Source organism: Dellaglioa sp. CoH-57-MRSF-20 (assembly GCF_056781955.1).
The window spans coordinates 13252-38132 of record NZ_JBXAXV010000001.1; the positions used below are offsets into that span (position 1 = coordinate 13252).

At 33.8% G+C, this 24881-nt stretch carries 22 protein-coding genes and 1 pseudogene; 4 read left to right on the forward strand and 19 right to left on the reverse strand.

Annotation, left to right across the window (positions count from 1 at the left end; genetic code table 11):
* Positions 1 to 24: 24 nt before the first annotated feature.
* Positions 25 to 588 carry an elongation factor P gene (efp, locus tag AC1RPN_RS00060; protein ID WP_409021902.1) on the reverse strand — a complete coding sequence of 188 codons (564 nt, stop codon included), beginning with the start codon at positions 586 to 588 and terminating at the stop codon, positions 25 to 27.
* Positions 589 to 862: 274 nt separating this feature from the next.
* On the opposite strand from efp, the gene AC1RPN_RS00065 reads away from it, so the two are divergent.
* Together AC1RPN_RS00065 and AC1RPN_RS00070 are read left to right on the forward strand one after the other, a co-directional pair.
* Positions 863 to 1084, forward strand: a complete 222-nt coding sequence (locus tag AC1RPN_RS00065) for a hypothetical protein (protein WP_481761126.1) — start codon at positions 863 to 865, stop codon at positions 1082 to 1084.
* Positions 1085 to 1210: 126 nt separating this feature from the next.
* On the forward strand, positions 1211 to 3484 hold the full coding sequence (locus AC1RPN_RS00070) for a hypothetical protein (RefSeq protein WP_481761125.1): 2274 nt from the start codon (positions 1211 to 1213) through the stop codon (positions 3482 to 3484).
* Positions 3485 to 3550: 66 nt separating this feature from the next.
* Here the strand turns inward: AC1RPN_RS00070 and AC1RPN_RS00075 are convergent, their stop codons facing one another.
* From AC1RPN_RS00075 to AC1RPN_RS00090, 4 genes are all read right to left on the reverse strand, one after another.
* Positions 3551 to 4603 carry a WxLIP family cell surface protein gene (locus tag AC1RPN_RS00075; protein ID WP_481761124.1) on the reverse strand — a complete coding sequence of 351 codons (1053 nt, stop codon included), beginning with the start codon at positions 4601 to 4603 and terminating at the stop codon, positions 3551 to 3553.
* A 67-nt stretch (positions 4604 to 4670) separates the two neighbouring features.
* On the reverse strand, positions 4671 to 5246 hold the full coding sequence (locus AC1RPN_RS00080) for a WxL domain-containing protein (protein WP_481761123.1): 576 nt from the start codon (positions 5244 to 5246) through the stop codon (positions 4671 to 4673).
* A gap of 741 nt (positions 5247 to 5987) precedes the next feature.
* Positions 5988 to 6617, reverse strand: coding sequence for an SDR family oxidoreductase (locus AC1RPN_RS00085; protein ID WP_481761122.1), 630 nt, complete (start codon positions 6615 to 6617; stop codon positions 5988 to 5990).
* A gap of 132 nt (positions 6618 to 6749) precedes the next feature.
* The gene (locus tag AC1RPN_RS00090; protein WP_481761121.1) at positions 6750 to 7778 is read right to left on the reverse strand and encodes a galactose-1-epimerase; all 1029 of its coding nucleotides are present in this window, start codon (positions 7776 to 7778) and stop codon (positions 6750 to 6752) included.
* A gap of 332 nt (positions 7779 to 8110) precedes the next feature.
* Between AC1RPN_RS00090 and AC1RPN_RS00095 the strand changes: the two genes are divergently transcribed.
* Positions 8111 to 8587 carry a nucleoside 2-deoxyribosyltransferase gene (locus AC1RPN_RS00095; protein ID WP_481761120.1) on the forward strand — a complete coding sequence of 159 codons (477 nt, stop codon included), beginning with the start codon at positions 8111 to 8113 and terminating at the stop codon, positions 8585 to 8587.
* A 340-nt stretch (positions 8588 to 8927) separates the two neighbouring features.
* Here AC1RPN_RS00095 and AC1RPN_RS00100 read toward each other — a convergent pair whose 3' ends face one another.
* From AC1RPN_RS00100 to AC1RPN_RS00125, 6 genes and pseudogenes are all read right to left on the reverse strand, one after another.
* Positions 8928 to 9131, reverse strand: a complete 204-nt coding sequence (locus tag AC1RPN_RS00100) for a hypothetical protein (protein ID WP_481761119.1) — start codon at positions 9129 to 9131, stop codon at positions 8928 to 8930.
* A 24-nt stretch (positions 9132 to 9155) separates the two neighbouring features.
* Entirely contained in the window at positions 9156 to 10235 is a 1080-nt protein-coding gene (locus AC1RPN_RS00105; RefSeq protein ID WP_481761118.1) for a lactate oxidase, read from the reverse strand.
* Between the two features lie 151 nt (positions 10236 to 10386).
* On the reverse strand, positions 10387 to 11004 hold the full coding sequence (locus AC1RPN_RS00110; RefSeq protein ID WP_481761117.1) for a flavin reductase family protein: 618 nt from the start codon (positions 11002 to 11004) through the stop codon (positions 10387 to 10389).
* 6 nt (positions 11005 to 11010) lie between these two features.
* Entirely contained in the window at positions 11011 to 11643 is a 633-nt protein-coding gene (locus tag AC1RPN_RS00115) for an alpha/beta hydrolase (RefSeq protein WP_481761116.1), read from the reverse strand.
* 2 nt (positions 11644 to 11645) lie between these two features.
* Positions 11646 to 12608: pseudogene (locus AC1RPN_RS00120) on the reverse strand (ring-cleaving dioxygenase).
* Between the two features lie 105 nt (positions 12609 to 12713).
* Complete coding sequence (locus tag AC1RPN_RS00125) at positions 12714 to 13547, reverse strand: LysR substrate-binding domain-containing protein (protein WP_481762947.1); 834 nt, start codon at positions 13545 to 13547, stop codon at positions 12714 to 12716.
* Positions 13548 to 13637: 90 nt separating this feature from the next.
* On the opposite strand from AC1RPN_RS00125, the gene AC1RPN_RS00130 reads away from it, so the two are divergent.
* Positions 13638 to 14648, forward strand: coding sequence for a YeiH family protein (locus AC1RPN_RS00130; RefSeq protein WP_481761114.1), 1011 nt, complete (start codon positions 13638 to 13640; stop codon positions 14646 to 14648).
* Between the two features lie 62 nt (positions 14649 to 14710).
* Here the strand turns inward: AC1RPN_RS00130 and AC1RPN_RS00135 are convergent, their stop codons facing one another.
* The 8 genes from AC1RPN_RS00135 to AC1RPN_RS00170 all read right to left on the reverse strand — a co-directional run bounded on the left by AC1RPN_RS00135 (position 14711) and on the right by AC1RPN_RS00170 (position 24848).
* Positions 14711 to 15439 (reverse strand): Crp/Fnr family transcriptional regulator, encoded by a 729-nt coding sequence (locus AC1RPN_RS00135; protein ID WP_481761113.1) that lies wholly within the window; start codon positions 15437 to 15439, stop codon positions 14711 to 14713.
* Between the two features lie 127 nt (positions 15440 to 15566).
* Positions 15567 to 16511 (reverse strand): carbamate kinase, encoded by a 945-nt coding sequence (arcC, locus tag AC1RPN_RS00140; protein ID WP_409021884.1) that lies wholly within the window; start codon positions 16509 to 16511, stop codon positions 15567 to 15569.
* A 28-nt stretch (positions 16512 to 16539) separates the two neighbouring features.
* Complete coding sequence (arcD, locus tag AC1RPN_RS00145; RefSeq protein ID WP_481761112.1) at positions 16540 to 17964, reverse strand: arginine-ornithine antiporter; 1425 nt, start codon at positions 17962 to 17964, stop codon at positions 16540 to 16542.
* A gap of 153 nt (positions 17965 to 18117) precedes the next feature.
* Positions 18118 to 19134 (reverse strand): ornithine carbamoyltransferase, encoded by a 1017-nt coding sequence (argF, locus tag AC1RPN_RS00150; RefSeq protein WP_481761111.1) that lies wholly within the window; start codon positions 19132 to 19134, stop codon positions 18118 to 18120.
* Positions 19135 to 19158: 24 nt separating this feature from the next.
* Positions 19159 to 20394, reverse strand: a complete 1236-nt coding sequence (gene arcA, locus AC1RPN_RS00155) for an arginine deiminase (RefSeq protein ID WP_409021880.1) — start codon at positions 20392 to 20394, stop codon at positions 19159 to 19161.
* A gap of 220 nt (positions 20395 to 20614) precedes the next feature.
* Entirely contained in the window at positions 20615 to 22177 is a 1563-nt protein-coding gene (locus AC1RPN_RS00160; RefSeq protein ID WP_481761110.1) for a YfcC family protein, read from the reverse strand.
* A gap of 262 nt (positions 22178 to 22439) precedes the next feature.
* The gene (locus tag AC1RPN_RS00165) at positions 22440 to 23552 is read right to left on the reverse strand and encodes an aminotransferase (RefSeq protein ID WP_481761109.1); all 1113 of its coding nucleotides are present in this window, start codon (positions 23550 to 23552) and stop codon (positions 22440 to 22442) included.
* Positions 23553 to 23747: 195 nt separating this feature from the next.
* Positions 23748 to 24848 carry an NADH-dependent flavin oxidoreductase gene (locus AC1RPN_RS00170; RefSeq protein ID WP_481761108.1) on the reverse strand — a complete coding sequence of 367 codons (1101 nt, stop codon included), beginning with the start codon at positions 24846 to 24848 and terminating at the stop codon, positions 23748 to 23750.
* Positions 24849 to 24881 lie beyond the last annotated feature (33 nt).

The window sequence follows — 24881 nt, forward strand, 5'->3', positions numbered from 1 at the left end:
TCTCAAGAGACTACCTTTTCAATCTTATTTAGGTGCACGTTTAAGGTATGTACCTTCTTGTGTATTAATTTCAAGAACATCATCTGCTGCGATGAAATCAGGAACATTAACAACAAGTCCTGTTTCCATTGTTGCTGGTTTACCTGAACCAGTTGCTGTAGCGCCTTTGATTGAAGGCTGTGTTTCAGTAACACGTAATGTTACAACAGTTGGTAATGTTAAGCCAATAACTTCTGTACCGTAAAATTGGATTTTAACTTCCATATTTTCCAATAAGAATTTTGCTTCATGTTCGATAATTTCTCTTGGAATTTCATATTGTTCATATGTTTCCAAATCCATAAAAATAGCCATTGTATCCTGGTTGTACAAGAATTGAACTGGTTTTGTTTCAATATTAGCTTGTTCAACCTTAACTTCTGGACGCATTGTTGTTTCAACAGTTGATCCAGTACGAACGTCACGTAATTTCATACGCATAACTGTGTTACCTTTACCCGGTTTATGATGACTTGCTTCTAAAACTTTAATTAATTTACCGCCTTGTTCAAAAGTCATTCCGGCTTTTAAGTTAATTGCTTCAATCATAATTTATTATCTCCCTTTTTATAAAACGTTTCTCATTGAGTATACCAAATTGAAAAGGCTTAATCTATAGTGACACTTACAAACATCACTGGATTTTATTAAATAAAAAGTCAAAAATAGCGCATTTTCTTTATTATTAATCGTATATCCAAATTATAAGCTATATTTGTCCAAATACTTCGACAATATCTCTACACATCCTATACTAGCAAGGCTATAATATATATATAATCAAATAGTTAATTTTTTAATTATTTTGAAAGGAAGTCTTATTTTGCTAAAAAACAAATATATTAACTCATCTACTACCTATCAATCGATTATCATCCTTTGTTTCAGCTTGTTCTTTTTAACGTTACCAATTTATACTACACAAGCTGCTACATCATACACGCCTCCTGTAGGTTATCCAATGGGGGCTGCCACGAATGTCACTGGTTTCGCTGGTGGTACAATCACGTTTAATTCTAATGATATTGACTCCCTACAAGGTTAATTTTTTGCCAAAACATTTACTTCCTCAGGTACCGCCGGAGGTTCTTCTATAAAATACTTACAAAATTATGCTCATGATTCAACTGCTAATTTAACTGATGCTGATTATGCAAAGGTTAATCCTACAATGATTTCAGAAAATATTACCGGGGCTGATATGATTCAGTGGTATGGTAATAAAAATAGCTTTGTTTTTTCAAAATCTAATGATAAAGTCAAAGATTTATCATACTATCTACAGAATTCTCCCCCTGATGATGAAATCGCAAAAGCCATTGCTGGTTGGTCCATACCTTCAAGTAATGCCGGTTACGCTGATGCTATCAAGCAATTTAATGCAAAAAAAGATACTATTGATAAACTTTCTGATTTTCCTGTTATGTCAAGCAATGATATTTCATCATTTGCTGATGCTACTCAAAATATTACTGATGTCAGTGATTATTACGCTAGTTTCACTTCAACAAATTTCTCAAACTCTAAAGCAACAGGTTCTACTACTAAATCTAATAATGCTATCAAACGTGTTGATTTAAATACAGATAAATCAATTGATGCTGAAAAATATGCACCTGGTAAAACGGTTATTCAATTAACCGTTGATATGAATACTGCTTCAACAGATCAAGGCGTTGTCTTTGCAGATATTGATGGCTCTATTCCTTCATTTGAAGATGCTATTGGTATCAAAATTAATTTAGTCAATTTTGATATTAACACAATGAAAATGCCATTTTTCATGTTAAATTATAAGCATTTTTCTAATAATGATGCTGGTATCAGTTTTAATTTCAATCAAGGTAGCTGGATGACTTTCAATGCGTATCCACCTAAATCTGACGGATCTTCGATAGATTACAAGTTAGCTGGTAATAGTGATGGAACGCTATTTTCCGGACAAAATAGTAATGGTTCAGATACCACCGCTAAAAATCTTCTATCCGATGAACCCGTTGCAATCGATACAACTGATAAAAACTCTAAAAAAGTGAAATCTGTCTACAATACGTCTTCACATATTAGTAATAATTTTAATACTGAAAATGGTAAGATTTTTGTCGGAAGTTGGAAGAGTCCTTTATATGGTTCAGTATTAGCACCTAGTGCTGATGTCGACGTTGATTCAAGTAGCGATGGTCTCTTATATGGGAGTATTGTTACTGGACAAAATATTATTGGTAATTTAAACGTTCCTAGTGACCTTGCCTATCAAAGTATTTTTGATGCGTCTGATGATTTTGGAGATGACGCTATACAAGAATTTTTAAAAGATCCTGATTCAAGTAACTCATCTCATCCTACTATTAAGTCTATTTCGTTACCGGGTTATACTTCTACAGATACTGGATCTGGTACGACTCATTATATTCCACAAATAGACCCTTACGATTTTCACTATTCATTAAACAATATCACTGATGAATTACCTGAAAATACCGTTCAAACAACTAAAAAATCACTTGATACTACAGTCAATATAGATACGAAATCAACAACCGATAAAACTGAAAAATATTACTTATGGTACAGTTTCAATAATGGTCCTTGGGAAAAATATTCAGAAAATGGAACAACTGAACTTACAAATTCTAAACTAGAAATCACTGCAAAAGATGCGGACGATCTTGCAAAACAATACAGTACGGACCATAGTAAATATAAATATGACGAATCTGCTTATACTGATGGGACTACATATTCTAAATTAATTGATGACAATGAATTGATTGGTTATCATCTTTTCCATAAGAATAGAATTTCATATTTAGTCACATCAACTCACGATTCGGGTACCTATTCCAGTTATAGTAATCACACAATTAATGATATCTTAAGCGGTAAAACGAATGATACAATTTCTGCTGCAAATCTCGCAAAATTAAATCCGGATTACACGCCTATTTCATATAATTTACACGTTGCAGGAGATCTTTTAGTATCCTATCCAAAAGTATTTGATTTTGGTAATTTTACAGCAGGAACTTCTGAAAAAACACCTACAGTAACTGCAACTGGTTTGTTAACTGTCGATAATCCTTTTGGACTTAACTGGAATTTAGTTGTTAGCACAAGTGATAAAGATAATCTAAGTGATCCTTTCTTTATTCCCGATCAACTTGGTTGGTTTGAAAAATTGCAAACGAGTATGCTTGGTAATTCCACAATCACTTATGGGAATGCCTCAGATATTAAAACAATTACATCTAAAGATACTCTTTTAAGTTTAAACTCAACTATTTTTGATTCTGATACAACATCAGTTATTAGTAAAAACTACTATTCTGCACAATTATCATTAAGTCTAAAAACTAAAAAAATTACTCATCCTGGTAAATTTCAAGATAACGCAACTTGGTCATTATCATCACCAAGTATCGTTGTAGATTCATCAAAAGAATAAGAAATCTAATCGACAAAAAGACGCCTAATAAAAATTAGACGTCTTTTTGATTACCATTCATTTTGATTACTTATTTTCTAGTGATTCTTCCTTATCTTTTTTTCTTCTTTTTAAAATAATAAAAAGTAAGAATAAAACTAATAAAATTAATAAAGCAATAATACCAATAATTAACCACAATAACCAAGATATATGAGGCTCTGCTGCCTTATTATCTGATTTAATCTGTTTAATATTGGCTTTAGTAATTGTAAATGAATTCGTTGCTTTCCAAGATTTATTATTTCCGGTAACGGTATAATGGACATCATATTTACCAGCGATTAACTTGGCTTTAGTTAAGTCTAATGCATAGCTAAATTTAGCGTTGGGTGCAAAATCAACGTCCTTAATTGTTTTGTCATATAAAACAGTACTACTACTATCTTCTGTAATAGTTGCTTTAATTGTTGTTGGTCCAATCACAATGGGTACATCATTTTGCATATTTGTTTGTAGTGAAACTTTATTAAATGCGTTCAATACCACTTTAGAATCGCCAATTGTCATTTTGGGATTAGGATTATCGACCGTTTCAGATTCTCTAATGACTGCTTGAACAACGTACGCAAATCGATTAGTAATTGAAATACCTTTTCCTTTATTCTTTTCCTTAATAACTTTTTCTTGTACGTTAAAGCCACCTAAAATAATACCGGAAAATGACGTAGCGGGTGTTTTCACTGTAAACGTAACTGTTGCTGTTTTTTTAGGTCCAACCACAACATCTTGTTTTTTTGAGACAAGTTCTGAAAATTGATACTTAGCAGTCGCTGGCTTTTTTACATTTGTCTTATCATAGACAATTAGTCCATTCGTATTTGTATATGAACTATTAGGGCTCACAACAATCGTTTTAGTATCGTTTTCTAAGTTCTTAATTTTCAATGCCAATGTCTGTGTTGAGTTAGGGTTCATTTTAATATCAAATTGTGCTGCCTCTCGATATTGATTAGCAGGCGTTACTTTGGCTACCGTAAACCCGGCACTATTAGACTTTGCATAGACATTGGTCGATACAGTAATAAGTGTGACTATCGCGATAGCTAAAAAGCTTAAAACTATTTTTCTTAATTTCATTATTTCGATTCTCCTTAAAAAAAAAGACTGCCTTAGGCGGTCTTTTTTCTGTTACGTTTTAATTAGCTTAGTTAAAAGCTGCTGCACTAGCATTTCCTTGAGTTGCAGTCCATGTTAAATCAGCTGAAGTTGTTGCAATTTTAGTATTTTTACCAAGTTTTAATGTTGCACTATTGTCAGCATATGACAATGTTGTAGCACCAGCGCCTGTTGTAGCTGTCGCGACAGGAGCTGCAGCACCAGCTGGTGTTAAAGTAGCAGCAGATGCTGTAGCATCTGAGTCTGTTTTAACTGTAGCAGATGCAAGATCTAATGAGCTAACCTTAACTTCAGCATCAGCCATCACACCTAATTGTGCAGTAACATTCCAACCACTATCTGTACCTACGTAATCGGCTACATCTAAAGCTTGAGAAGCATCTTTTGCGCCAGTTGATGTAATATCTGTACCAGTCGTAACTAATGCTTCATTTAGTTTTGTTGTGAAACTGAACGATGGTGCACCCGTTTGAGTAAAAGTACCTGCTTCAATGTTTAAACTAGCTGTACCTTTACCATCTGTTGAATCCGCTGAAACACTTGAGCCAACAACTGCTGTTGAACCAAGTACTAATGCTGCAATTAAAAATAAATTCTTTTTCATAATATAAATTCCTCCCATTTATTGATTAAGCCAATGCTTGAAAAGGGGACGTTGACCTTTACCTAATAGTACCATATAATTTACATAAGATTCAACTGTAATATTATCAGAAGAAACTCTATGATTAAGTCCATATACGCCAATTAATATAGCGTTTACATGTTATTTACAAGTATTTTTTTAGGTTTAATTTTTTCAAACCATTTACTGAAAGTGTACAATCAATTTTTAAATAGAATGATTCCTACCTACCCCCACTTTATAACCATTAAAGGTAGAGCCTTTAGTCATTAATAACCTTTTTTTAAGTTAACTAGAATTTAAGTGTTACTATCAATTATACTTTAAGTCCGCTTATTAAAAAGATTCGATTATCCTAGTTCAAACAAGCTCAAATGGCGGTACGCTTACTTTTTAAGAAAAGCCAACAACTTCTAATGAAATTGATTTCAGCTCTTCTAATAAGACGATTTTCGATTTACCCTCATCAAGTCTTAGTGATGGTACAACAAGTTCTGTAATTAACAAATCTTATTATTATGCAAAACTAACTTTAGATTTTACAACTTCAATTTTTGATACGACAGGGAAATATAATTACGATTCACTCTGGGCTATTTCACCAACTAAAGATAGCGGTATCGTAAATGAGTCAACTAAATAATTCTAAATAAAAAAGGTTTACTCCGTTAAGTAACTAACTGAGTAAACCTCTTTTTTTGTGTCGAAATTTCTAATTATTTACAGGACATCTTTGATATCTGTATCCCCATCATGCATCGTAATTACTTTTCCGATTGTATTATCATGTGCGATAACTGAAACTAAGACGTCTGCCACGTTTTCAAGTGAGTTAGAGCCCGCTTGACCATCATTTAATGTTACTTTACCAGTACCTGGCTCATCTACTAAGGTGCCTGGCTGAAGAATTGTATATTCTAATTGCGTATTCTTCATTAGCCAATTATCAGCATAAAACTTAGCAGTCATATAATCTCTTAATGATGAAACTTCAATTTTTTCTCTATCCAAAGAGTAAACGGAACTCAACATTACAAAACGCTTAACATGAGCTATTTCAGCTGCTTCCATCGTTTTAACTGCCCCATCTAGATCAATCTTCATTAAGTCTTTGCCGCCAGAACCAGCAACAAATAATATGGCATCAACAGCCTGCATATTCTTGACTAATTTATCTATACCTTCTAACAAATCAACATAGACATAAGTAATATTACCTTTATCTAAATTATCTGTATGTCTTGAACCCGCCAAGACTTGGTAACCTTTATCAGCTAATTTACTTGTTACTTTTTGGCCAATTCGACCATTCGATCCAACAACTAATACTCTTTTTATTTCTGTCATCATTTATACACTCCTTCGTTTTATCCTGACTAAAGTCTACATCTTTCTCGACTAAAATGGTATGACTTACACTCGTAAGTTAACGACAAAAAGACAGTCACTATTTTTACCATGACTGTCTCAGTTGATTACTAATTAATTTAATTTAAATTCTGTAACTGTTTTGTACGTATCGCCTACACGTAAAACAATATCACCAAATTCAGGGAATTGTTCAGATCCAGGTGCTGATTGTGTTTCAAATGTAATTGCTGCATGATTAGCTAATTTTTTACCATGCATAATTGGCGTTACTTCACCAAAGTTAGCCGTGAAGATAACTAAACTTGTTGCATCAGTTGAAACTGAGACAGAAACTTCTTTATCTGGACTAACTAATTTTGCTGATTCTTTACCAACTGCAGGATTATTCAAGAAAAAGGGATGATCGATACCATTAACTTGATTTTTTTGAGCAAAATCACTTGTGAAAACGTCATGTAATGTCTTAGCTTGACGGAAATCGTAAGGCGTTCCATCAACAGACATCTTTTTACCTGTTGGAATTGAATCGGGTTCTAATGGTGCAAACTTATCGCTATCTACTTGTAATAAATTGTCATCTATTGTTTCTGTGACGTCACCCATAACATTAAAGTAAACATGATTTGTTGGATTATATAGTGTATCTTTATCCGTTTTAGCAGTCGTTTCAAGATGCCAAATGTTATCATTATTTAATAGATATTTTACATCAATTGCCATGTTTCCAGGGAAACCATGTTCGCCTTCTGGGCTATCTAAATGAAAAATAACAGCTATTTCATTTTCGTTTTCACTTATTTTATACGTCCACTTTTTAGTATCAAATCCTGGCGTACCACCATGCAATGTATTTGTACCTTCGTTAATTTGCACTTGGTAGCTTTGATCATTAATGTTGAATTTACCATCTTTAATACGTCCAGCAACACGACCAATTGAAGCGCCAATAAAACTATCTTTTTCTAAGTATTCATTTGCTGAATCAAATCCAAGAACAATTTCTCGTTTTCCAGTACTTGTGGGTACCTTGAGGCTAACAATTCTAGCCCCTAAATCTGTGAGTGATAATTCAAACCCATTATCATTTATAATCGTTATTAAATCATAGTCATTTCCAAAATCCTTTGTTTTAACTTGCATATTTATCTCCTCCGCTTACTGTATTTGTCCATTCTTATTAATACTAGTCCATTTTAATTAGATATTCAAGAAAGCGTTTACTTTTTTATTGAATAATTACCTTTATTTTACTGAAAATGACATAACCAACCTTTATTTCTGTTATTTCTCTAAAATGTAACGTCATTATAAGCGAATAACTATAATAAATACAAATGTATAGTTCGTTTTTTGTTATCATGTTTATGGAATATTATGTTTATTTATCATTAAAAGATTAATAGCCGAATTATTAATTGATTTATTTTTTAATTATTAGTATACTTACATTATTAATATAAAAGGAGTTTACAATGACAAAAAAACGCGTTTATCTTGCAGGACCCTTTTTCACTCCAGAACAAAAAGAACGATTAGATTTGGTAGCCGATCTCCTAAGTAAAAATCCAACAATTAACGCAGATGCAATTCATCTTCCAGGAAACGTTCAATATCCAGATGCGGACTTCGGCACATTTGAATGGCAAACAGCTACCTTCCAAAATGATATTCGCCAAATTGATCAAGCAGATATCGTTGTTGCAGTTCTTGATTATCAATTGGAAGAAAACAATGATGAAGCTGACTCAGGTACTGTTTGGGAATGTGGTTATGCTCATGCCAATCGCAAACCTGTTATTTTAGTTCGCCAAAATAAAGGTATTCCCTTAAATCTAATGCTTGCTGGAAGTTATACAGCAATGTTTGATGGTTTAGAAGATATCCAAAATTTAGCAACCTACGATTTTAAGGTTTTACAAAATAAGTATGTTGATTTATCAATTTTTTAATTGATCCAATGTTTCACGTGAAACAAAAATACTCTATGCTATAAATCTTTTAAATCGGATTTAAATACAGTAACAGATATTATTTTTATATTTCTAGTACTGTATTTTTTTCTCTCACAAATTGAAGCACCAAACAGTTAATAATATGAAAGAACTTATTAACTAACGACTTATTATGTTTGCTAGTTCAATAACAAACGTATTTCTTATAAATTAAAAAGTATGACCCAATAGAAATATAATTGGGTCATACTTTAGTATCTTAAATACTATTTAAATGCCTAACATCATTGTTACTATTTAACAATAGTTAACAATGAACCGTTTTCATCAATAAAAATTATCCTCGTGCTAATAATAAGTTAAATAAACCGCCCATTGTTTTATCCGATAATTCGATTTCTTTACCAGCTTCTGTCACTTTAGTAATTTCATAATAATCTTCAAATTCGGGTACTTCTAATTCCATCATCGCAACAAAAGCAGCAGCTGTTTTGTAAGTTGCTTGTAATTCTTCTCCATGAATGTAATTAATAACTAGCATAATTGTATCCCCTTATTGTTTTCTTTAAATAAGTTCCGTTTTTTTTATATCATCAACCGTTTTTGTTCCAGCTAATTGCATATCAATTGTTAATTCCTTAGCTAAATGTTCAAAGACTGATTGAACGCCTTTCGCACCACCCAAATGAAGCCCATAAACCATTGGACGGCCAATGGCAACGACATCCGCCCCACTAGCAAGCGCTTTAAATATATGTGAACCACGACGAACGCCACTATCAAAGACAATTGGCACTCGTTTATTGACCTTCTTAGCAATTAACTCAAGAACATCAAACGATGCAGGTCCGCCATCTAGTTGCCGACCGCCATGATTTGAAACCCAAATACCTTTAGCTCCAGCTTCAATAATAGCATCAACATCCAATGGTGATTGAATACCTTTAACGAAAACGGGTAAGTCAGTATAATCAGAAATACTCTTAATATCTGCTAAACTCAATGTTTGTTTAGCATTAGCATAAATAGCTGCGATTCCTTGTCCTTCACCTTCACCATATTCAGCTAAATTAGCCATTGGTTGAGGGAAGATAAATTTATTAATACTATCAGCTTCACGATTACCACCTAGTGTTGAATCAGCTGTTAATATGATAGCCTTCATCCCCACTTCTTTGGCTTGATCTAATAAAAAATGATTAAATTTATCATCTTTACTCATATACAATTGGAAAAATTGAGGTCCACCAGTTCCTCCATTATATGTTTCTGAAATCGTTTTATTTGAATACGTACTAAGCGACATAATTGAACCAACTGCGGCCATCCCCTTAGCAGTATCAATTTCACCTTGTTCATGGGCTAGCCCCTGTGCCGCAACTGGAGCTGCTATCATTGGCATTTGTAAATCAATACCCATAAATGTTGTTGATAAATCCGGATTTTCGATATTTTGTAAAACTCGAGGTGAAATTTGCTTATGATTAAATGCACTTGTATTTTCGCGTAACGTCCATTCATCCTCAGCTCCACCAGCAATATACCCAAATGCACCCTTTTCCATACGTGCTTCCACTAATTTTTCTAATGATTGAACATTGGTGATTTCAATCGAATGTTCTTCTTGACTTGCTTGATATCCCATAATTGTATCCCCCTATACTATTTATACTTGTAGTGTAGCCCTTAATAATAAATACTGTCATCAATAACACTTACTATATGTCAATAACGGCTATATAATTATTCAATCCATACAACAATGGCTAATCAAAGAATTACTAATTTGATATTAACTATTTTGGTCGAATTAATTTATATTGCTCTCCTAAGTTAGCGTATTCTGGTCCAGCCAGCCTCGCCACTGGATCTAATTTTTTAGCATTAATATACATTTTTTCTTTATCCAAAACATCATCTTCTATGTGAAAACAAACCACTTCAAGAATAAATAAATCCGTAATAATCTTACCATCATCCATAATAGGAACATACTGGTTCAATATAACTTCAAACCTCGCTTTAACACCATCAATCCCTGGCACCAATACCTTATTACTAGGAACCGTTGTTAATTTCAATTCGGAAACTTCACTCTCGTCTAGTCCAAAACTAGCAGCGCTCTGATTAACAAATTCCATTAATTCACGTGTTGGTAATTGGACCACAGCCTGTTTCGAACTAACTAAATTAGCCGCGGTGTGTTTCATTTCACCATTTCTACGTCGATTAATTGATATCGACATTAATGGCAACGTATCCGATACAACACTAAAAAAACTAAACGGAGCTAAATTAATTAGTCCCGTCTCATTTACAGTAGTAACCCATGCTATGGGTCTCGGAATTAATGTACCAGACATTAATTTGTACTGATTTTTAGCCGATAATTCGTTACTATTAAATGAAATCATCTTATATTATTCCTCAATTTTTAATCTATTGGTCTTATCTAACCATTGTTTAGCATTCCGTAATTCTAATTCTGAAATTTGATGTGATTGTTCAGCCTCAAAACTGGTAAATTCAATATTAAATTCTCGACAAAACTTCTTTAGTTCATCAAAATTTGATTTTGAAACAATTGGATCTAAAAATCCATATGAACCCCAAATTTTAATATCACTTAAGTCGACAGTCGCTTTAATATTTTCCGATAACACCATAGGATGTAGTAAAACAGCTGTTTTAAATAGTGCCTGTTCCGTTAATAATGAATGGAAGGCAACGTTAGCCCCATTAGAATAACCTAGGACAATTAATTTTTCTGGATCAAAAGCGTACTTCACAGCTAACTCATTAATTACAGTCATTAACCAATTTGTCTCTACAGATAAACTATTTAAATCGAAATCACCATCCGGTAAATGTGCAAAATAGCGTGTTAAACCATTCTCTATTAACCGTCCACGAATGCCAATTTTAGGACTATCTGGAGCCAAAAAATCTGCAATTGATAGTAAATCTGATTCCGTTCCACCAGTTCCATGCAACATTAAGATTGTCGCATTGCCAACCCTACCAGCTTTATAAGATGTAATTGCTTCTGCCATATCTATAACTTCTTGTCTGAATTGAAATTAACTAAGTGAGCTTCAATATCTGCACGTTGGTCTTCTAAAAATGGTGGTAACTCTAGGTGAATACCAGCTTCTTCATATGTTTCATCTTGCAAGAATCCAGGACCATCCGTTGCAATTTCAAATAATACACCTTCACCAGGACGGAAATACTCTGATTTAAAATAGAATCGGTCAACAAAACCTGAATCACGAATACCAACTCTTTGTATTTGTTCAATCCAATAGTTTAATGACTCTTCATCTTCTGTCCTGAAAGCAATATGATGAACTGTTCCATATGCTTGAATCTCATTCGGTAAATCTTGGTCTTCTTCGATAATAATTTGTGCGCCATGTCCACCATCGTTCAATTCATATAATGTACGTTGATTTTCTGTGGCAATTTTATCAAATCCCAATAATTGTCTTAACACAATATCCATACGTTCTGGATAATCCACTGTAATAATTGTTGTTCCTAACCCATTAATTGCGAACATCTTGGGAACCGGACTATATAATTAAGGTGTCCCAGCTTCCACACCATGATTACGTTCGTCAGAAATTAATTGATATTGCTCATGATCAAAATCATAAAAATTCATTGTTTTACTGCCAAAATTCATTTCAATTTCATCATGTTTAATATCATAATCGTCAAATCGTTCTGCCCAAAAATCTAGGGCATCATCGCTAGGAACTCTAAATCCAATTCTCGAAATACCATTTTTTCCTTTTGTGCCTTGAAATAAACCCGGAAAATCAAAAAAGGTAATATCGGTTCCTGCCGATCCCATATCATCCGTAAAGTATAGATGATAGGTTCTAACATCATCTTGATTTACTGTTTTTTTAATTAAATGTAATCCTAATATTTCTGTCATAAAATGAAACATTTTTGGTGAACTTGAAGTAATAGCTGTAATATGATGTAATCCTAATAATTTAGTGTTCATGATTGATACCCCCAATTTATTTAATAAACTTAAATTATCACACTTACTAAAAGTAAGCAATTTATTTAACCTAATTATTTTATACTTAAGTCTGATAACCTTAATCTATACTTTAGAAGATTCATTTATTAAACAAGTTACAAATTCTTGAATTGGCTTTGGTAGTTCGTTTCTTCCAACAAGGTAGAATTCACGCTGATACTGTTTTGATAGTACTTTGACTGGTATCTCTGGGTAATCAGTCAGTGCAGTCTGTGAAACAATTGATTGCCCTATACCTTGTCTGAGCAATTGAATAATTAATGAATTACTTTTAATCGTCATGAAGTGCTCTAACGTTAAATTATTTGCTTTTAAGTAGTTAATTGAATAATGATAAACACCTGATCCATGTTCTCTAAGTAACCACGGCTCATCCTCATTACCAGCCCAAACTAATTGATCAGTCGTCAACGAGTAACGTTTAATATTCTTCTCAGTCAACGGTTTTTCAATAAATCCAAAATCTAACTTATGTTGCTTTAATTGTTCCATAATTTGTGATGAATTAAGAACGCTAACTTCTAATTCTAATCGTTTTAGAGATTCCTTATTTTTGCGTAACAGGTCAGGTAGTAAGTATGCTGCAGTGGTGTGTGAGGCAGCTATTTTACAGGCAATTTTCTGATCAGTTTTTTGATGTTTTAAGGCAAATAAATCTTGCTGCCATAAATCTAGTAATTGCTGTGTTTGCTGGTAAAGTAGCGTTCCACTCTCGGTAGGTACAATTTGTTGTCGGCCATTTCTTTCAAATAACATAACACCTAATGTTTCTTCCAATTGCTTAATTTGAACTGAAATCGTTGGTTGTGATAAAAATAGTAGTTGCGCACTAGTAGTAAAGTTCCTTGTTTCATAAACTGATTTAAAAATTTCTAAATTTTTAAAAATATTAACCACTTCCATTCGTTTTATTAATAGTACTTATTATAAAGATTTATTTTATTAATTAAAAGAAATCAGCTATAGTTAAAGTATTGTTTAGAGAGGATGATCATATTGAAAAAAATAACTAACTTACTACCAGGATTTATCGTTGCCTTACTAATTGGGCTTGCCAGCTATTTTATTGCTAAACTTTGGTTGCCCATGTTAGGTGGTGCAACTATTGCTTTATTCATTGGAATCATTTTAGGTAATACTGTTCTACATCAACCCACACTAACGGCCGGAACTAAATTTTCTGAGAAACGTTTATTAGAATACTCAGTTCTTTTGTTAGGTGCGACTATCACATTTCAAAGTATTAAAGAAATTGGTTTAAATGGCTTACTTTTTACTTTTCTTCAAATGAGTATCACAATTATTTTTGCAATTTGGCTAGGTAAAAAATTAGCCTTTGGTGAAGGTACTTACTTATTAATGGCCGGTGGAAATGCTGTCTGTGGTTCATCAGCCATTGGTGCAATTGCCCCAGTTATTGATGCTGATAATGAAGAAACTGGAATTTCAATTACGTTAGTTAATCTAATGGGAACCATTTTAATGTTAACATTACCTATTATTGGAACCCTCCTCTGGGGTGGTAACAATGTTTTCAGAGGTGTCTTAATTGGTGGAACTGTGCAATCTGTTGGGCAAGTAGTTGCAAGTGCAACTATGCTAAATCAGGATGTCATCGTAACTGCTACATTGTTCAAAATATTAAGAATTATTTGTTTAGTATTTGTTATTACTATTTTTAGCTATTTACACAGCAAGAATCAACCTACCCAAAAAGCGTCACAAGTAACAACAAAAAAATCAACTTTAGTTCCTTGGTATGTTATTGGATTTTTAACACTTTGTGTCCTTAATAGTTTACATTTTTTACCTTCACGAATTGGTGAAACTGCACATTTTCTAAGTACATGGTGTGAAATAATCGCCTTAGCTGCTATTGGCCTTCGGTTAAATTTAAAATCACTATTTAGTCAAGGCAAGCGTTTATTACTTTATGCTGGTGGTATTATGCTTGTTCAAGTAGTATTAGCAATCGGTTTAATTACAATTTTATTTTAAAAAAATAATCATATGACCTGGCCATAATATGCCAAAGTCATATGATCATTTTTTTATTCAGATTATAATTTAAAGATGCGTTCTTGCCGGTCAAAACTCTGATCAGCAAACCAACCTTCCAACAATGTTAATTGCTGCCGTTCAAAAATGATTTCCTTATTTTTAGCCAAGCACTTAATCACATGTCCGGCTGTTTCACGAGTAGTCCCGCTAACTAACGCTAGCTCTTTAATCGTGACACGATAAGGAATAACGACATGCTTTTCTGTGAAATCAGCACCTAATTGTTCTGCTAAAATATTGATAGCTTGTACAATTCGATCATGAGCACTAGACGTTACCATTCTTTGCACTTGATTCTCTGTAGCGCTTAGAATTGTTGACATCTCCCTTATTGATCGAGTAGCCATCAGAATATTTTGCTTCAATATCCGTTCAACTAAGGCCATTGGGAAATAGACGATTTGTATATCCGTCATGGCTCTCGCTAAATAAGGGTAATTTTTATCACTTAGTAAGCCTCGATACGGAAATCCTAAGTCATTTTTGATATATGAATAAAATCCAAAGTCGCCATCAATATCAAATCGTTCAACCCGTATTACGCCTTCTATTAAAAAATAAAAACGTGTACGTTGATCATTTTCGTCAAAAAGAACCTGACCTTTTTGGAACGATTTGATACTCATGTTGTTCATTAGTAAATTGGCTTCTTCATCAGTAAGTGCTTCAAAATCTGATAATTTTCTTAAATACTGCATATATTGGGGTACTGCTTTAATTTTTTGCATTGTTTGATCCCCTCCACTAATTACTAACTCCCTAAACTCTCTCCTTTATCATTTTAACATGGATATTCCTTGGCCACAATTTACCTTACAACTTTGTTAGCTAGTTCAGCTTAACTATCGCTTTTTATTAACCTTTTACGATAACTGTCCCAGCATCATTATCTAATAATTGACTGATGTTTTCTAAAGATGTCACAATTGCGCGACCCTTTTTACTTGCTTCAACGAATTCAATCGCAGCTTCAATCTTAGGTAACATACTACCTTTAGCGAATTGATCTTCTTTGATATATTCTTTTAATTCAGAAACAGTTACCTGTTCTAATTTTTCTTGATTAGGTTTATTGAAGTTAACATAAACATTATCAACACTCGTCAAAATAATAAGTAAATCAGCATCTACCAATTCAGCTAATTTTTCTGAAGCGAAATCTTTATCAATAACAGCTTCTACGCCATGTAATTTACCGTTTTCTTCAACAACAGGAACACCACCGCCACCAACAGAAATTGAAATAACACCATTTTCTGTTAATTGATCGATTGTTTTGTATTCTTTAATCCCAGTTGGACGTGGTGAAGGAACAACACGACGCCATCCACGACCAGCATCTTCAACAAATGTCATCTCTTCATGTGCAGCCATTTCTGCTTTAGCAGCTGTTTCTGAATAGAATGGACCAACTGGTTTAGTTGGGTTACTAAATGCAGCATCATTTTGATCAACGATAACTTGTGTCACAATAGTTGCAACTTCTTTATTGATTCCTTTTTCAACCAATGCATTATCCAATGCATTTTGCATCCAATAACCAATACTTCCTTGTGTCATTGCAACACAAGTATCTAATGGTAAGGCTGGGTTCTTTTCAGAAACTGCAGCTGCTTGTTGAAGTAATAAGTTCCCAACTTGTGGACCATTACCATGAGAGATAATTAATTTATCCCCTTTTTCAACAAATTTAACAAGATATTCAGCTGTTTCTCGCAATGCTTTTTGTTGTGCCTCAGCACTAGCATCCTTTGATAAAATAGCATTTCCACCTAAAGCAATAACAATTTTTCTTGACATATTAATCGACTCCTCATTTTTTTATTTATTAAACAACCATTTTTCCTGAAGCAATTAACCAAATACCAATGCAAGCACCAATAATTATAACCAGGGTTATACCTATTTCGCCTTTTGATAAGAATTTTTCACCTTGTGCTACTCTTGCTTTCCCATAGAAGTAAATCCCTGGAATGTAAGCGATTAAACAGAGTAATAAATAACTGATACCGGCCATAATAATCCCGGCAACTTGGAATAATAGCGCAATTAAACCATATACTAATTGTGCTTTATTGCCTTTTTCATCAATATGTTGAATTGAGTATTTAACTTGATACATCGCAACTAAGATATAACAAACAATAATTGAAGCTGTACATAGTGAATAAGCAAAATTATAAGCCTTATCTGTGAATAAAAGCGTGAAAAGGAATAATTGTACTAATCCGCCTGTTACGATTAAAGCAAAAGTTGGTGCTTTTTTATCATTAACTTTACCAAAGTAACCGGGTAATAATTTACTTTTGGCCATTAATAACATTGTTTCTGCTGGAAGCATTGTCCATGATAACCATGCACCCAAAATTGAAACAATTAAGCCAATACCGATAACGTAACCACCAACTGGTCCAACCATTTCAACAGCAATATATAACATTGCTGGTTGATGAATTGAAGCTAATTGTGCTTGTGTCAAAATACCGTATGGTAACATTGAAGCTAAAACGTAAACGACTAATAAACTAATTAAGCCAATGATTGTAGCCTTACCTGCATCAGATTTCTTTTCTGCACGAGAAGACAACATTGATGCCCCTTCGATACCTACAAAGACCCACATCATAACCATCATACATTTTTTAATTTGTGAAGCGACATCGCCAACAACGAAGTTATGACTCATTGTGCCCCAGAAGTTAGCTGTAAAAATATCGATCTTGAATAAGAATATAGCAACAACAATAAATACAAAAATTGGAATTAATTTGCAGACCGTAACAATCGCATTGATTGCTGCTGCACCTTCAATACCGCGATTAACAAAGTATGTTAATCCCCAGCAAAGGATACTTGCAATTAAAATTGAAGGTAGATTTTGTCCTGATTTAAAGATAGGGAAAAAGTAACCAACCGCACTCATCAAGATTGTAGCGAATGCAACGTTTCCTAACCAAGCAGATAACCAGTAACCCCAACCACTGATGAATCCAGCGAATGGTCCAAATCCTTTTTCTGCATAAGTAAAAATACCTTCTAAATCTGGTTCTTTATTTAATAAGTTATTCAATGAAAGAGATAACATCAAAATACCAATTCCGACAATTACCCAACCAATTAGAGCAGGACCGGGTGAAGATGCATTGGCTAAATCAGAGGTTAGTCCGAAGACCCCACCACCAATAGAAGAACTAATAACTAACGCGACTAGCGCCATTAAACTAATTTTTTTAACTGTATGTTTTTCGTCCATAATTTAACTGCCTACTTTCTTTATTAAAAATAAAAAGGGACCTAATCTAAAGTCTTGCTCCAGATTAGTCCCCCTAATGACAGCCTATTTTTTTGCAGAGACACTTCCCTGTTAAGTTACTTTCACCGTTAAAAACAAACTATCATAATGTTATTAAACGCGTGGAATGAATAAGTTTCCTGCAGTTGCAGCCATAATTGCTTTGATTGAATGCATTCTGTTTTCTGCTTCTTCAAATTGACGCGCATATTTACTACGGAATGCTTCGTCAGTAATTTCCATTTCTTTAACACCATATTTTTCGAACATTTCTTTACCATATTCAGTTTCAATGCCATGGAATGCTGGTAAACAATGCATGATGATCATATTTTCATTACCAGTCTTTTTAACCATGTCCATGTTTAATTGGTATGGTTTCAATGTGTTAATACGTTCTTCGAATTTATCTTCTTCACCCATTGATACCCAAACATCTGTGTAAAGAATATCTGAACCTTTAACCCCTTTATCAACGTCTGAAGTAATCATGTTCTTGCTTCCTGATTTTTTAGCAAATTCAGCAGCAAATTTTTGAACTTCTTCAGTTGGTTGTAATGAGTCAGGTGCAACGATATGAATATTTACACCTAACATTGATCCAGTTACCAAAAGGCTGTTAGCCATATTGTTACGGCCATCCCCAACGTATGTTAATGTGATGCCTTTTAATTTGCCAAAGTTTTCTTTAACAGTCATAAAATCAGCAATCATTTGTGTTGGATGCCATTCATCAGTTAAACCATTCCATACAGGAACGCCTGAGAATTTAGCTAATCCTTCAACAACATCTTGGCTGAATCCACGGAATTCAATACCGTCGAACATACTACCTAATACTTTAGCTGTATCTTCAACTGATTCTTTTTTACCTAATTGAATATCATTTTTTCCAAGAAATTCAGGATGAGCACCTAAATCAACTGATGCTGTTGTGAAAGCAGCACGTGTTCTTGTTGAATTTTTTTCAAAAAGTAAGGCAATATTCTTACCTTGAAGATATTTATGAGGGATTCCACGTTTTTTCAAATCTTTTAAATGAATTGAGAAATCGATTAAATATTCTAATTCTTCTGGAGTAAAATCTTTTTCTGCTAAAAGACTGCGACCTTGAAAGACTGTGTTTGACATATTAATTTCCACCTTTTTTAAATTTTATTTTTTTAAGTCTTCACGAACGATAGGCATACTCATACAACGTGGACCACCACGACCTCGTGATAATTCGGCTGAAATAACTTCAATAACTTTAATTCCATAACTTCTTAGGACTTCATTTGAAACGTAGTTACGATTATAAGTTACAACTGTATTAGGAGCGATTGCCAATGTATTTGAACCATCATTCCATTGTTCACGAGGTGCAACTACTGCATCGCCGTTACCAACTGGAATTAAGATAAGTTCTGGTACTTTTAAGACTTCACGTAAGACATTTTGTAAGTCTGTACGATGTGAAATGTTAATGTGGTTATCTTTACCTGGTTCTAAGATAAATGTATCAACGTTTCCGCCATTATCTTGGATTCCTGGATGAATTGTAAATTTATCGTAATCAATCATTGTGAACACTGTATCCAAATGCATCATTGCACGGTTATTAGGGATTTTAATTGCTAGAATCTTATCAAAGCCACTGTGTTTTGCAAATAATACTTGTGCTAATTCTTCGATTGAACGAGCTGAAGTACGTTGCGAAATACCAATTGCAAGAACGTGGTCGTTTAAAATTAATTCGTCTCCACCTTCCATACGGTCGAGATGGTTACGACTACGCCATACGTTTACGCCTTTATTAGCAAAACGTGGATGGTATTCCATAATGTATTCCATAAATAATGATTCGCGACGACGTGCAGCGAATGTCATACGGTTAATTGTTAAACCATCACCCATTGATGCTGCTGGGTCACGTGTAAAGTAAAGGTTAGGCATTGGATCCATAAAGAATGGATAGTCTTCAGAAGAACTTAAATCAACTAAAGCATTTGACTTGTAATCGATTTCATTTGTTCTAACGCCAGCCATAATTTTATCAACCATATCTTGTGTTTCCATTGAAAGTAAATATTCTTTCAATGCAGCATGGAGTGTGCTAGAAACTAAACCTGATTCATCTAACATTTTTTCCAAGAATTCTTCTTTTACATTTCCTGCATCTAAAGCTTCTGCAGCCAATGTTTCAAGATAAATTGTTTCAACGCCATTGTCTTGCAATGTTTTTGCGAAAAAATCATGTTCTCTTTGAATTTCAGGTAAGTATGGAATATCGTCAAATAAAAGACGACCCATGATATCTGGTGTTAAGTTTTCAACTTCTTTACCGGGTCTCTTTAACAAAACTGTTTTAAGAGTTCCGATTTCTGATGTTACGTGTACTGGACTTGTCATAATGATTACCTCCCATATATTTATTACATGCATAGCATAACAGGAATAATTAGCCTATATTAGTAAACGCTTACACCTATAATGTGAACTATTTCTCATTATGAGGATTCTTACGGTTCAATATCGTATATTACATTTATAAAACGCTTCCACTACCGTGTTTTTAAAATTATTAAATGAGAAACATTAAAAGTACATTATTTTTATGATAATTCTTACTTTAATAAATTAAGACTTGTAATACTAAGAGTGCACCACCAAATAATAGAACAAAGACAACGACGGGCCAAACGAATTTTACCCAGTGCGAATATCTGATATTTAACATTTGAAGTGTTGCCATAACTAACCCTGTTGGTGCTAAGAAAAGCATTGCATACTGTCCAAATTGATAAGCAGAAACGACAATAAATCTTGGAATATCTGCAGAATCAGCTAATGGCGCAAATATTGGCATTGCTAAAACGGCTAATCCGGATGAAGAAGGTACGATAAATCCAAGGAAGAAGAAAATAACCATCATGATAATTATGAAAATTGGTCCACTTACGCCAACAACTAAAGATGACGCATATTGAAGAATGGTATCTGAAATCAATCCTTGATTTAACACGATATTTATCCCTCTGGCAAGTCCAATAATAAATGACACCCCAACTAAACTAGATGCACCACTGACAAAAGCATCAATGACACCCTTTTCACCTAGACCATCTCGACCTGTACCTGTTAAGAACATAATGGCGATAGCAAATACCAAGAATGAAGATGCCATCGTTGGGAACCACCAACCTTTTGCCATAACGCCCCAAACCATGATTGGGAATGTCACAACAAATAATAATAGAATAATTTTCTTACGAATAGTGAAAACTGATTTATTACCACCTTCACCTGAAGATACTGACCATAATCGATTAAAGTCTTTACTATCTTCATAAGTAATTGAAGCTGTTGGATCATCCTTAACCTTTTTACTATAACGTCCTAAATAAATAATTAAGAAAATAGACCCGACAATCAAACCAACAATCCGCCAAATCATACCTTGCGTAAAATCAATTCCGGCTGCATTTGACGCAATAACAACTGAGAACGGATTAATCGTAGAGAATGTGGTCCCAATAGAACTGGATAAGAAAATTGCCCCCACGCAGACTATCGAATCATAGCCCATCGCGATAAATACTGGTACCAATATTGGATAGAAGGCCACTGCCTCTTCTTCAATCCCGCAAAGAGTTCCGCCTAAAACCATTAAAATTGAAACAAAGAAAATTGATAAAAATTCATGACCTTTGGTTTTCTTAGTTAGCGCAATTAAACCTGATTCAAACGCGCCGCTGACTTTAACAACACCAATTAAACCACCCAGGACTAAAATAAAGACCATAATATCTACGGCTTCAATTGTCCCGTTAACCATACTATTTGTGATATCAGCTGGTCCTGCCGGATTTTGCTTCAATCGCTGATATGTATTAGGTATTGATACTGCTGCCGTAATACCACCTGATGTAAATTGTTTAATATCAATTTTGACATGAAGTTTATCCAATTGATTTTGTGTCGCAGGAACTTTTTTTACATTCCCATGCGCATCGGTAATTTTTAATTCCGTACTTGCCTGATCATAAGATAATTTAGAGTAAGAGCCCGCTGGAATAATCCATGTTGCCATAACTGCAACAATCGTTAATATAAATAAAATAACAAAAGCGCCGGGCATTTTTAACTTAAATTTCTTTTTAGGTACCTTTTCCATTGTTGTCGTTGAATCCATTATAATTTCCTCCTTTAATTGTTTTATACCAAATAGATAGCGGCGTTATCCTTTTACTGTATTTTTATCATGACACCCTCCTCTGCCGGTCGTTTCGCTTGGAGTATATCAACAGTCTACAGTTTCTGGTGTGAAATCGGTTACATTAAAAGTGTGAACCAGCTCACACTTTTTGATTTATCATCTAATTTTACTTTCCACAAAAAGAGAGATAAAAAGTAACTTGTAAATCTACTTTTTATCTCTCTTTGATGCACTAAACTTATTCATGTAATGCTTGTGACAAGCGTTTTAATCCTTCTACTAAAACGGATTCTTTAGCACAGTAACCTAATCTTGCATGTCCTGGCACACCAAATCGGCTTCCAGGTACTAATAAAACCCCATAATCTTTTAATAATTTTTGACAAAATTGTTCATCATCTTCAATTGTTTCAAATTTTATAAATGAAGTCGAGACAGATTTTGGCACTACTAAGCTAACTGCTGGCTCATTTTCCACCCAATCACTTAAAATTTTTAAATTTCGTTTCACAATTTGTCGATTTCTATCCAATACTAATTCTTTATTTTTTAAAATATGAACAGCCATTTGGTCATTAAATACACCTGCACAAATCATCGTATAATCACGGTATTTTCTAAAAATATCTGTAACAGCTGGACTAGCAACCGTCCAACCGATTCTAATACCGGGAGTTGAATAGGTTTTTGATAAACTATTCGTCGCAATACCTTTGTCATATAAATCAACAATTGAACTTACGTCCGTTGTATCATCTAAAGGTAAATAGACCTCATCAACTAATACATATGCGCCGACTTCTTTTGCAATTTTAACGATTTCAGTCATTAGTTTAGTTTCAATTACTGTTCCCGTTGGGTTATTCGCATTATTTAAACAAATCATTTTAGTATCTGGTCGAATAATTGCTCGTAATTCATCCAAATCAGGCATCCATTGATTTTTTTCAGAAATATTCCAAAAATCGACTTCAGCTCCTAATGATTTAGGAATATCATAGAGTTGCTGATAACTAGGATACATAGAAATCACATGATCACCAGGTTCAATCAACGCGTATAGTGCCAGTTGATTTGCTCCTGTTGCACCATTAGTTTGTAAAACTTGTTCCGGCGAAACCGCTTTATAAAGTTTGCTAACCTCTGCTTTAAAAGCTGGGGACCCCTCAATCCAACCATAATTCATCTTTTGTGCATCTAAATCACGATAAAAATCCTGACCATTTTCTTGACCAATATTTAATAATTCGTTCATTGTCATCGATGAAACCGTTCTTTGTGCAATATCATACGTAGCTTTAGATTCATAGACATTTAACCACTCTTCAACGCCAAATCCTGCAATTTCCATAAGTTATCATTCTCCAATCTATATTATTTGTCTTAACGTCCTAAATAATAACAGAAATTAAAAATTAAGCCAGTGTCTGTTTAAATATATTAAAATGACAAATCTGAACTTTTAATTTTATAACATAAAAAATCTGTTGCCAGTAATAGGTTTTCCTATCATCAACAACAGATATTACAGTTTTTAATAAATTATCTAATCTACTAAGGTAAATCCAAATGTGCTACCCAGCGCTTGGATTTTTTTTAACATTAACTTAGGGATACTAGGATCACTCATCGATAACGTTAATTGCCATTTTTCTTGATTTAGCAAATTAGGATTTGCAACTAATGCTGACCCAACAGCAACTAAATCTAATCCCGATTTTAATGCTGTCGTTGCTCTATCAAAAGTATTTAATGAGCCGGCTGCCACGATTGGTACCCGTTGATTAACTAGTTGAGAAACTCTTTGAATATAGGGTTCACCACCCTTTGGACCATCAGTTAACGCATCACCCAACGAAAGGTGCAAATAACTCACCTGTTTAGCAACTAAATTCGTTATCAAAGCTTCTGTATCTTCTAATTTAAGACCATCTGTTTCACGTTCTTCAAGTGTAATTCGGTAACCGATAATAAATTCTTTAGTCGTATTTTCATCAGCCACTCGTTGAACTTCATCAACTACTGCCATAGCAAATCGTAATCTATTTTCTAATGATCCGCCCCACTGATCAGTCCGATGATTATAGTGTGGTGAAAGAAAATTTTGAATTAGAAATCCATGGGCACCGTGAATTTCAATACCATCAAAACCTGCTTGAATTGCACGTTTAGTTGCTGTTCCGAAAGCCTTTATAACTTGTATTAGCTCTTCTTCTGCCAATTCTCGAGGTGTCTGTGCTGGAGCAAATGGTGTTTTTGGTGCTGGTACTGGACTCGCACTAACAACGTCATGATTTGTAATTAATTCTGGTAATGCCTTATTTCCAGCATGATTTAATTGTAAGATGGCCTTTGCCCCACCGGCCTTAATAGCTGTGGCTAACTTCGTCAAACCTGGTATAAATCGATCTTCATAAACACCAATTTCATGATCAAATCCAACACCATTTTCTTGTACATGGCTCGAACCTGTGATAACCATTCCGACCTGTTTTGCACGTTGTTCGTAATAACTAATTTCTGCTTCAGAAACTGTTTGATCATCGTTACTTGCCCATGTTGTCATAGGTGCCATCACAAGTTTATTTTGTAGGGTTATTTGTTCATTTAAATTGAATTTTTTTCGTAAGTTAATTTGCTTAATCATTATAAAATGTTCCTCCTATATCTAATATAGGTT

What these genes read in the sequence shown, in the direction of transcription:
- AC1RPN_RS00165 (WP_481761109.1), bottom strand. Translation starts at nt 23,552, where the DNA reads ATGGAAATTGCAGGATTTGGCGTTGAAGAGTGGTTAAATGTCTATGAA.
- AC1RPN_RS00110 (WP_481761117.1), bottom strand. Translation starts at nt 11,004, where the DNA reads ATGATTTCATTTAATAGTAACGAATTATCGGCTAAAAATCAGTACAAA.
- AC1RPN_RS00080 (WP_481761123.1), bottom strand. Translation starts at nt 5,246, where the DNA reads ATGAAAAAGAATTTATTTTTAATTGCAGCATTAGTACTTGGTTCAACA.
- arcD (WP_481761112.1), bottom strand. Translation starts at nt 17,964, where the DNA reads ATGGACGAAAAACATACAGTTAAAAAAATTAGTTTAATGGCGCTAGTC.
- arcA (WP_409021880.1), bottom strand. Translation starts at nt 20,394, where the DNA reads ATGACAAGTCCAGTACACGTAACATCAGAAATCGGAACTCTTAAAACA.
- AC1RPN_RS00070 (WP_481761125.1), top strand. Translation starts at nt 1,211, where the DNA reads ATGATTTCAGAAAATATTACCGGGGCTGATATGATTCAGTGGTATGGT.
- AC1RPN_RS00085 (WP_481761122.1), bottom strand. Translation starts at nt 6,617, where the DNA reads ATGATGACAGAAATAAAAAGAGTATTAGTTGTTGGATCGAATGGTCGA.
- AC1RPN_RS00100 (WP_481761119.1), bottom strand. Translation starts at nt 9,131, where the DNA reads ATGCTAGTTATTAATTACATTCATGGAGAAGAATTACAAGCAACTTAC.
- efp (WP_409021902.1), bottom strand. Translation starts at nt 588, where the DNA reads ATGATTGAAGCAATTAACTTAAAAGCCGGAATGACTTTTGAACAAGGC.
- AC1RPN_RS00075 (WP_481761124.1), bottom strand. Translation starts at nt 4,603, where the DNA reads ATGAAATTAAGAAAAATAGTTTTAAGCTTTTTAGCTATCGCGATAGTC.
- AC1RPN_RS00170 (WP_481761108.1), bottom strand. Translation starts at nt 24,848, where the DNA reads ATGATTAAGCAAATTAACTTACGAAAAAAATTCAATTTAAATGAACAA.
- argF (WP_481761111.1), bottom strand. Translation starts at nt 19,134, where the DNA reads ATGTCAAACACAGTCTTTCAAGGTCGCAGTCTTTTAGCAGAAAAAGAT.
- AC1RPN_RS00160 (WP_481761110.1), bottom strand. Translation starts at nt 22,177, where the DNA reads ATGGATTCAACGACAACAATGGAAAAGGTACCTAAAAAGAAATTTAAG.
- AC1RPN_RS00135 (WP_481761113.1), bottom strand. Translation starts at nt 15,439, where the DNA reads ATGCAAAAAATTAAAGCAGTACCCCAATATATGCAGTATTTAAGAAAA.
- arcC (WP_409021884.1), bottom strand. Translation starts at nt 16,511, where the DNA reads ATGTCAAGAAAAATTGTTATTGCTTTAGGTGGAAATGCTATTTTATCA.
- AC1RPN_RS00115 (WP_481761116.1), bottom strand. Translation starts at nt 11,643, where the DNA reads ATGGCAGAAGCAATTACATCTTATAAAGCTGGTAGGGTTGGCAATGCG.
- AC1RPN_RS00090 (WP_481761121.1), bottom strand. Translation starts at nt 7,778, where the DNA reads ATGCAAGTTAAAACAAAGGATTTTGGAAATGACTATGATTTAATAACG.
- AC1RPN_RS00095 (WP_481761120.1), top strand. Translation starts at nt 8,111, where the DNA reads ATGACAAAAAAACGCGTTTATCTTGCAGGACCCTTTTTCACTCCAGAA.
- AC1RPN_RS00130 (WP_481761114.1), top strand. Translation starts at nt 13,638, where the DNA reads ATGATCATATTGAAAAAAATAACTAACTTACTACCAGGATTTATCGTT.
- AC1RPN_RS00105 (WP_481761118.1), bottom strand. Translation starts at nt 10,235, where the DNA reads ATGGGATATCAAGCAAGTCAAGAAGAACATTCGATTGAAATCACCAAT.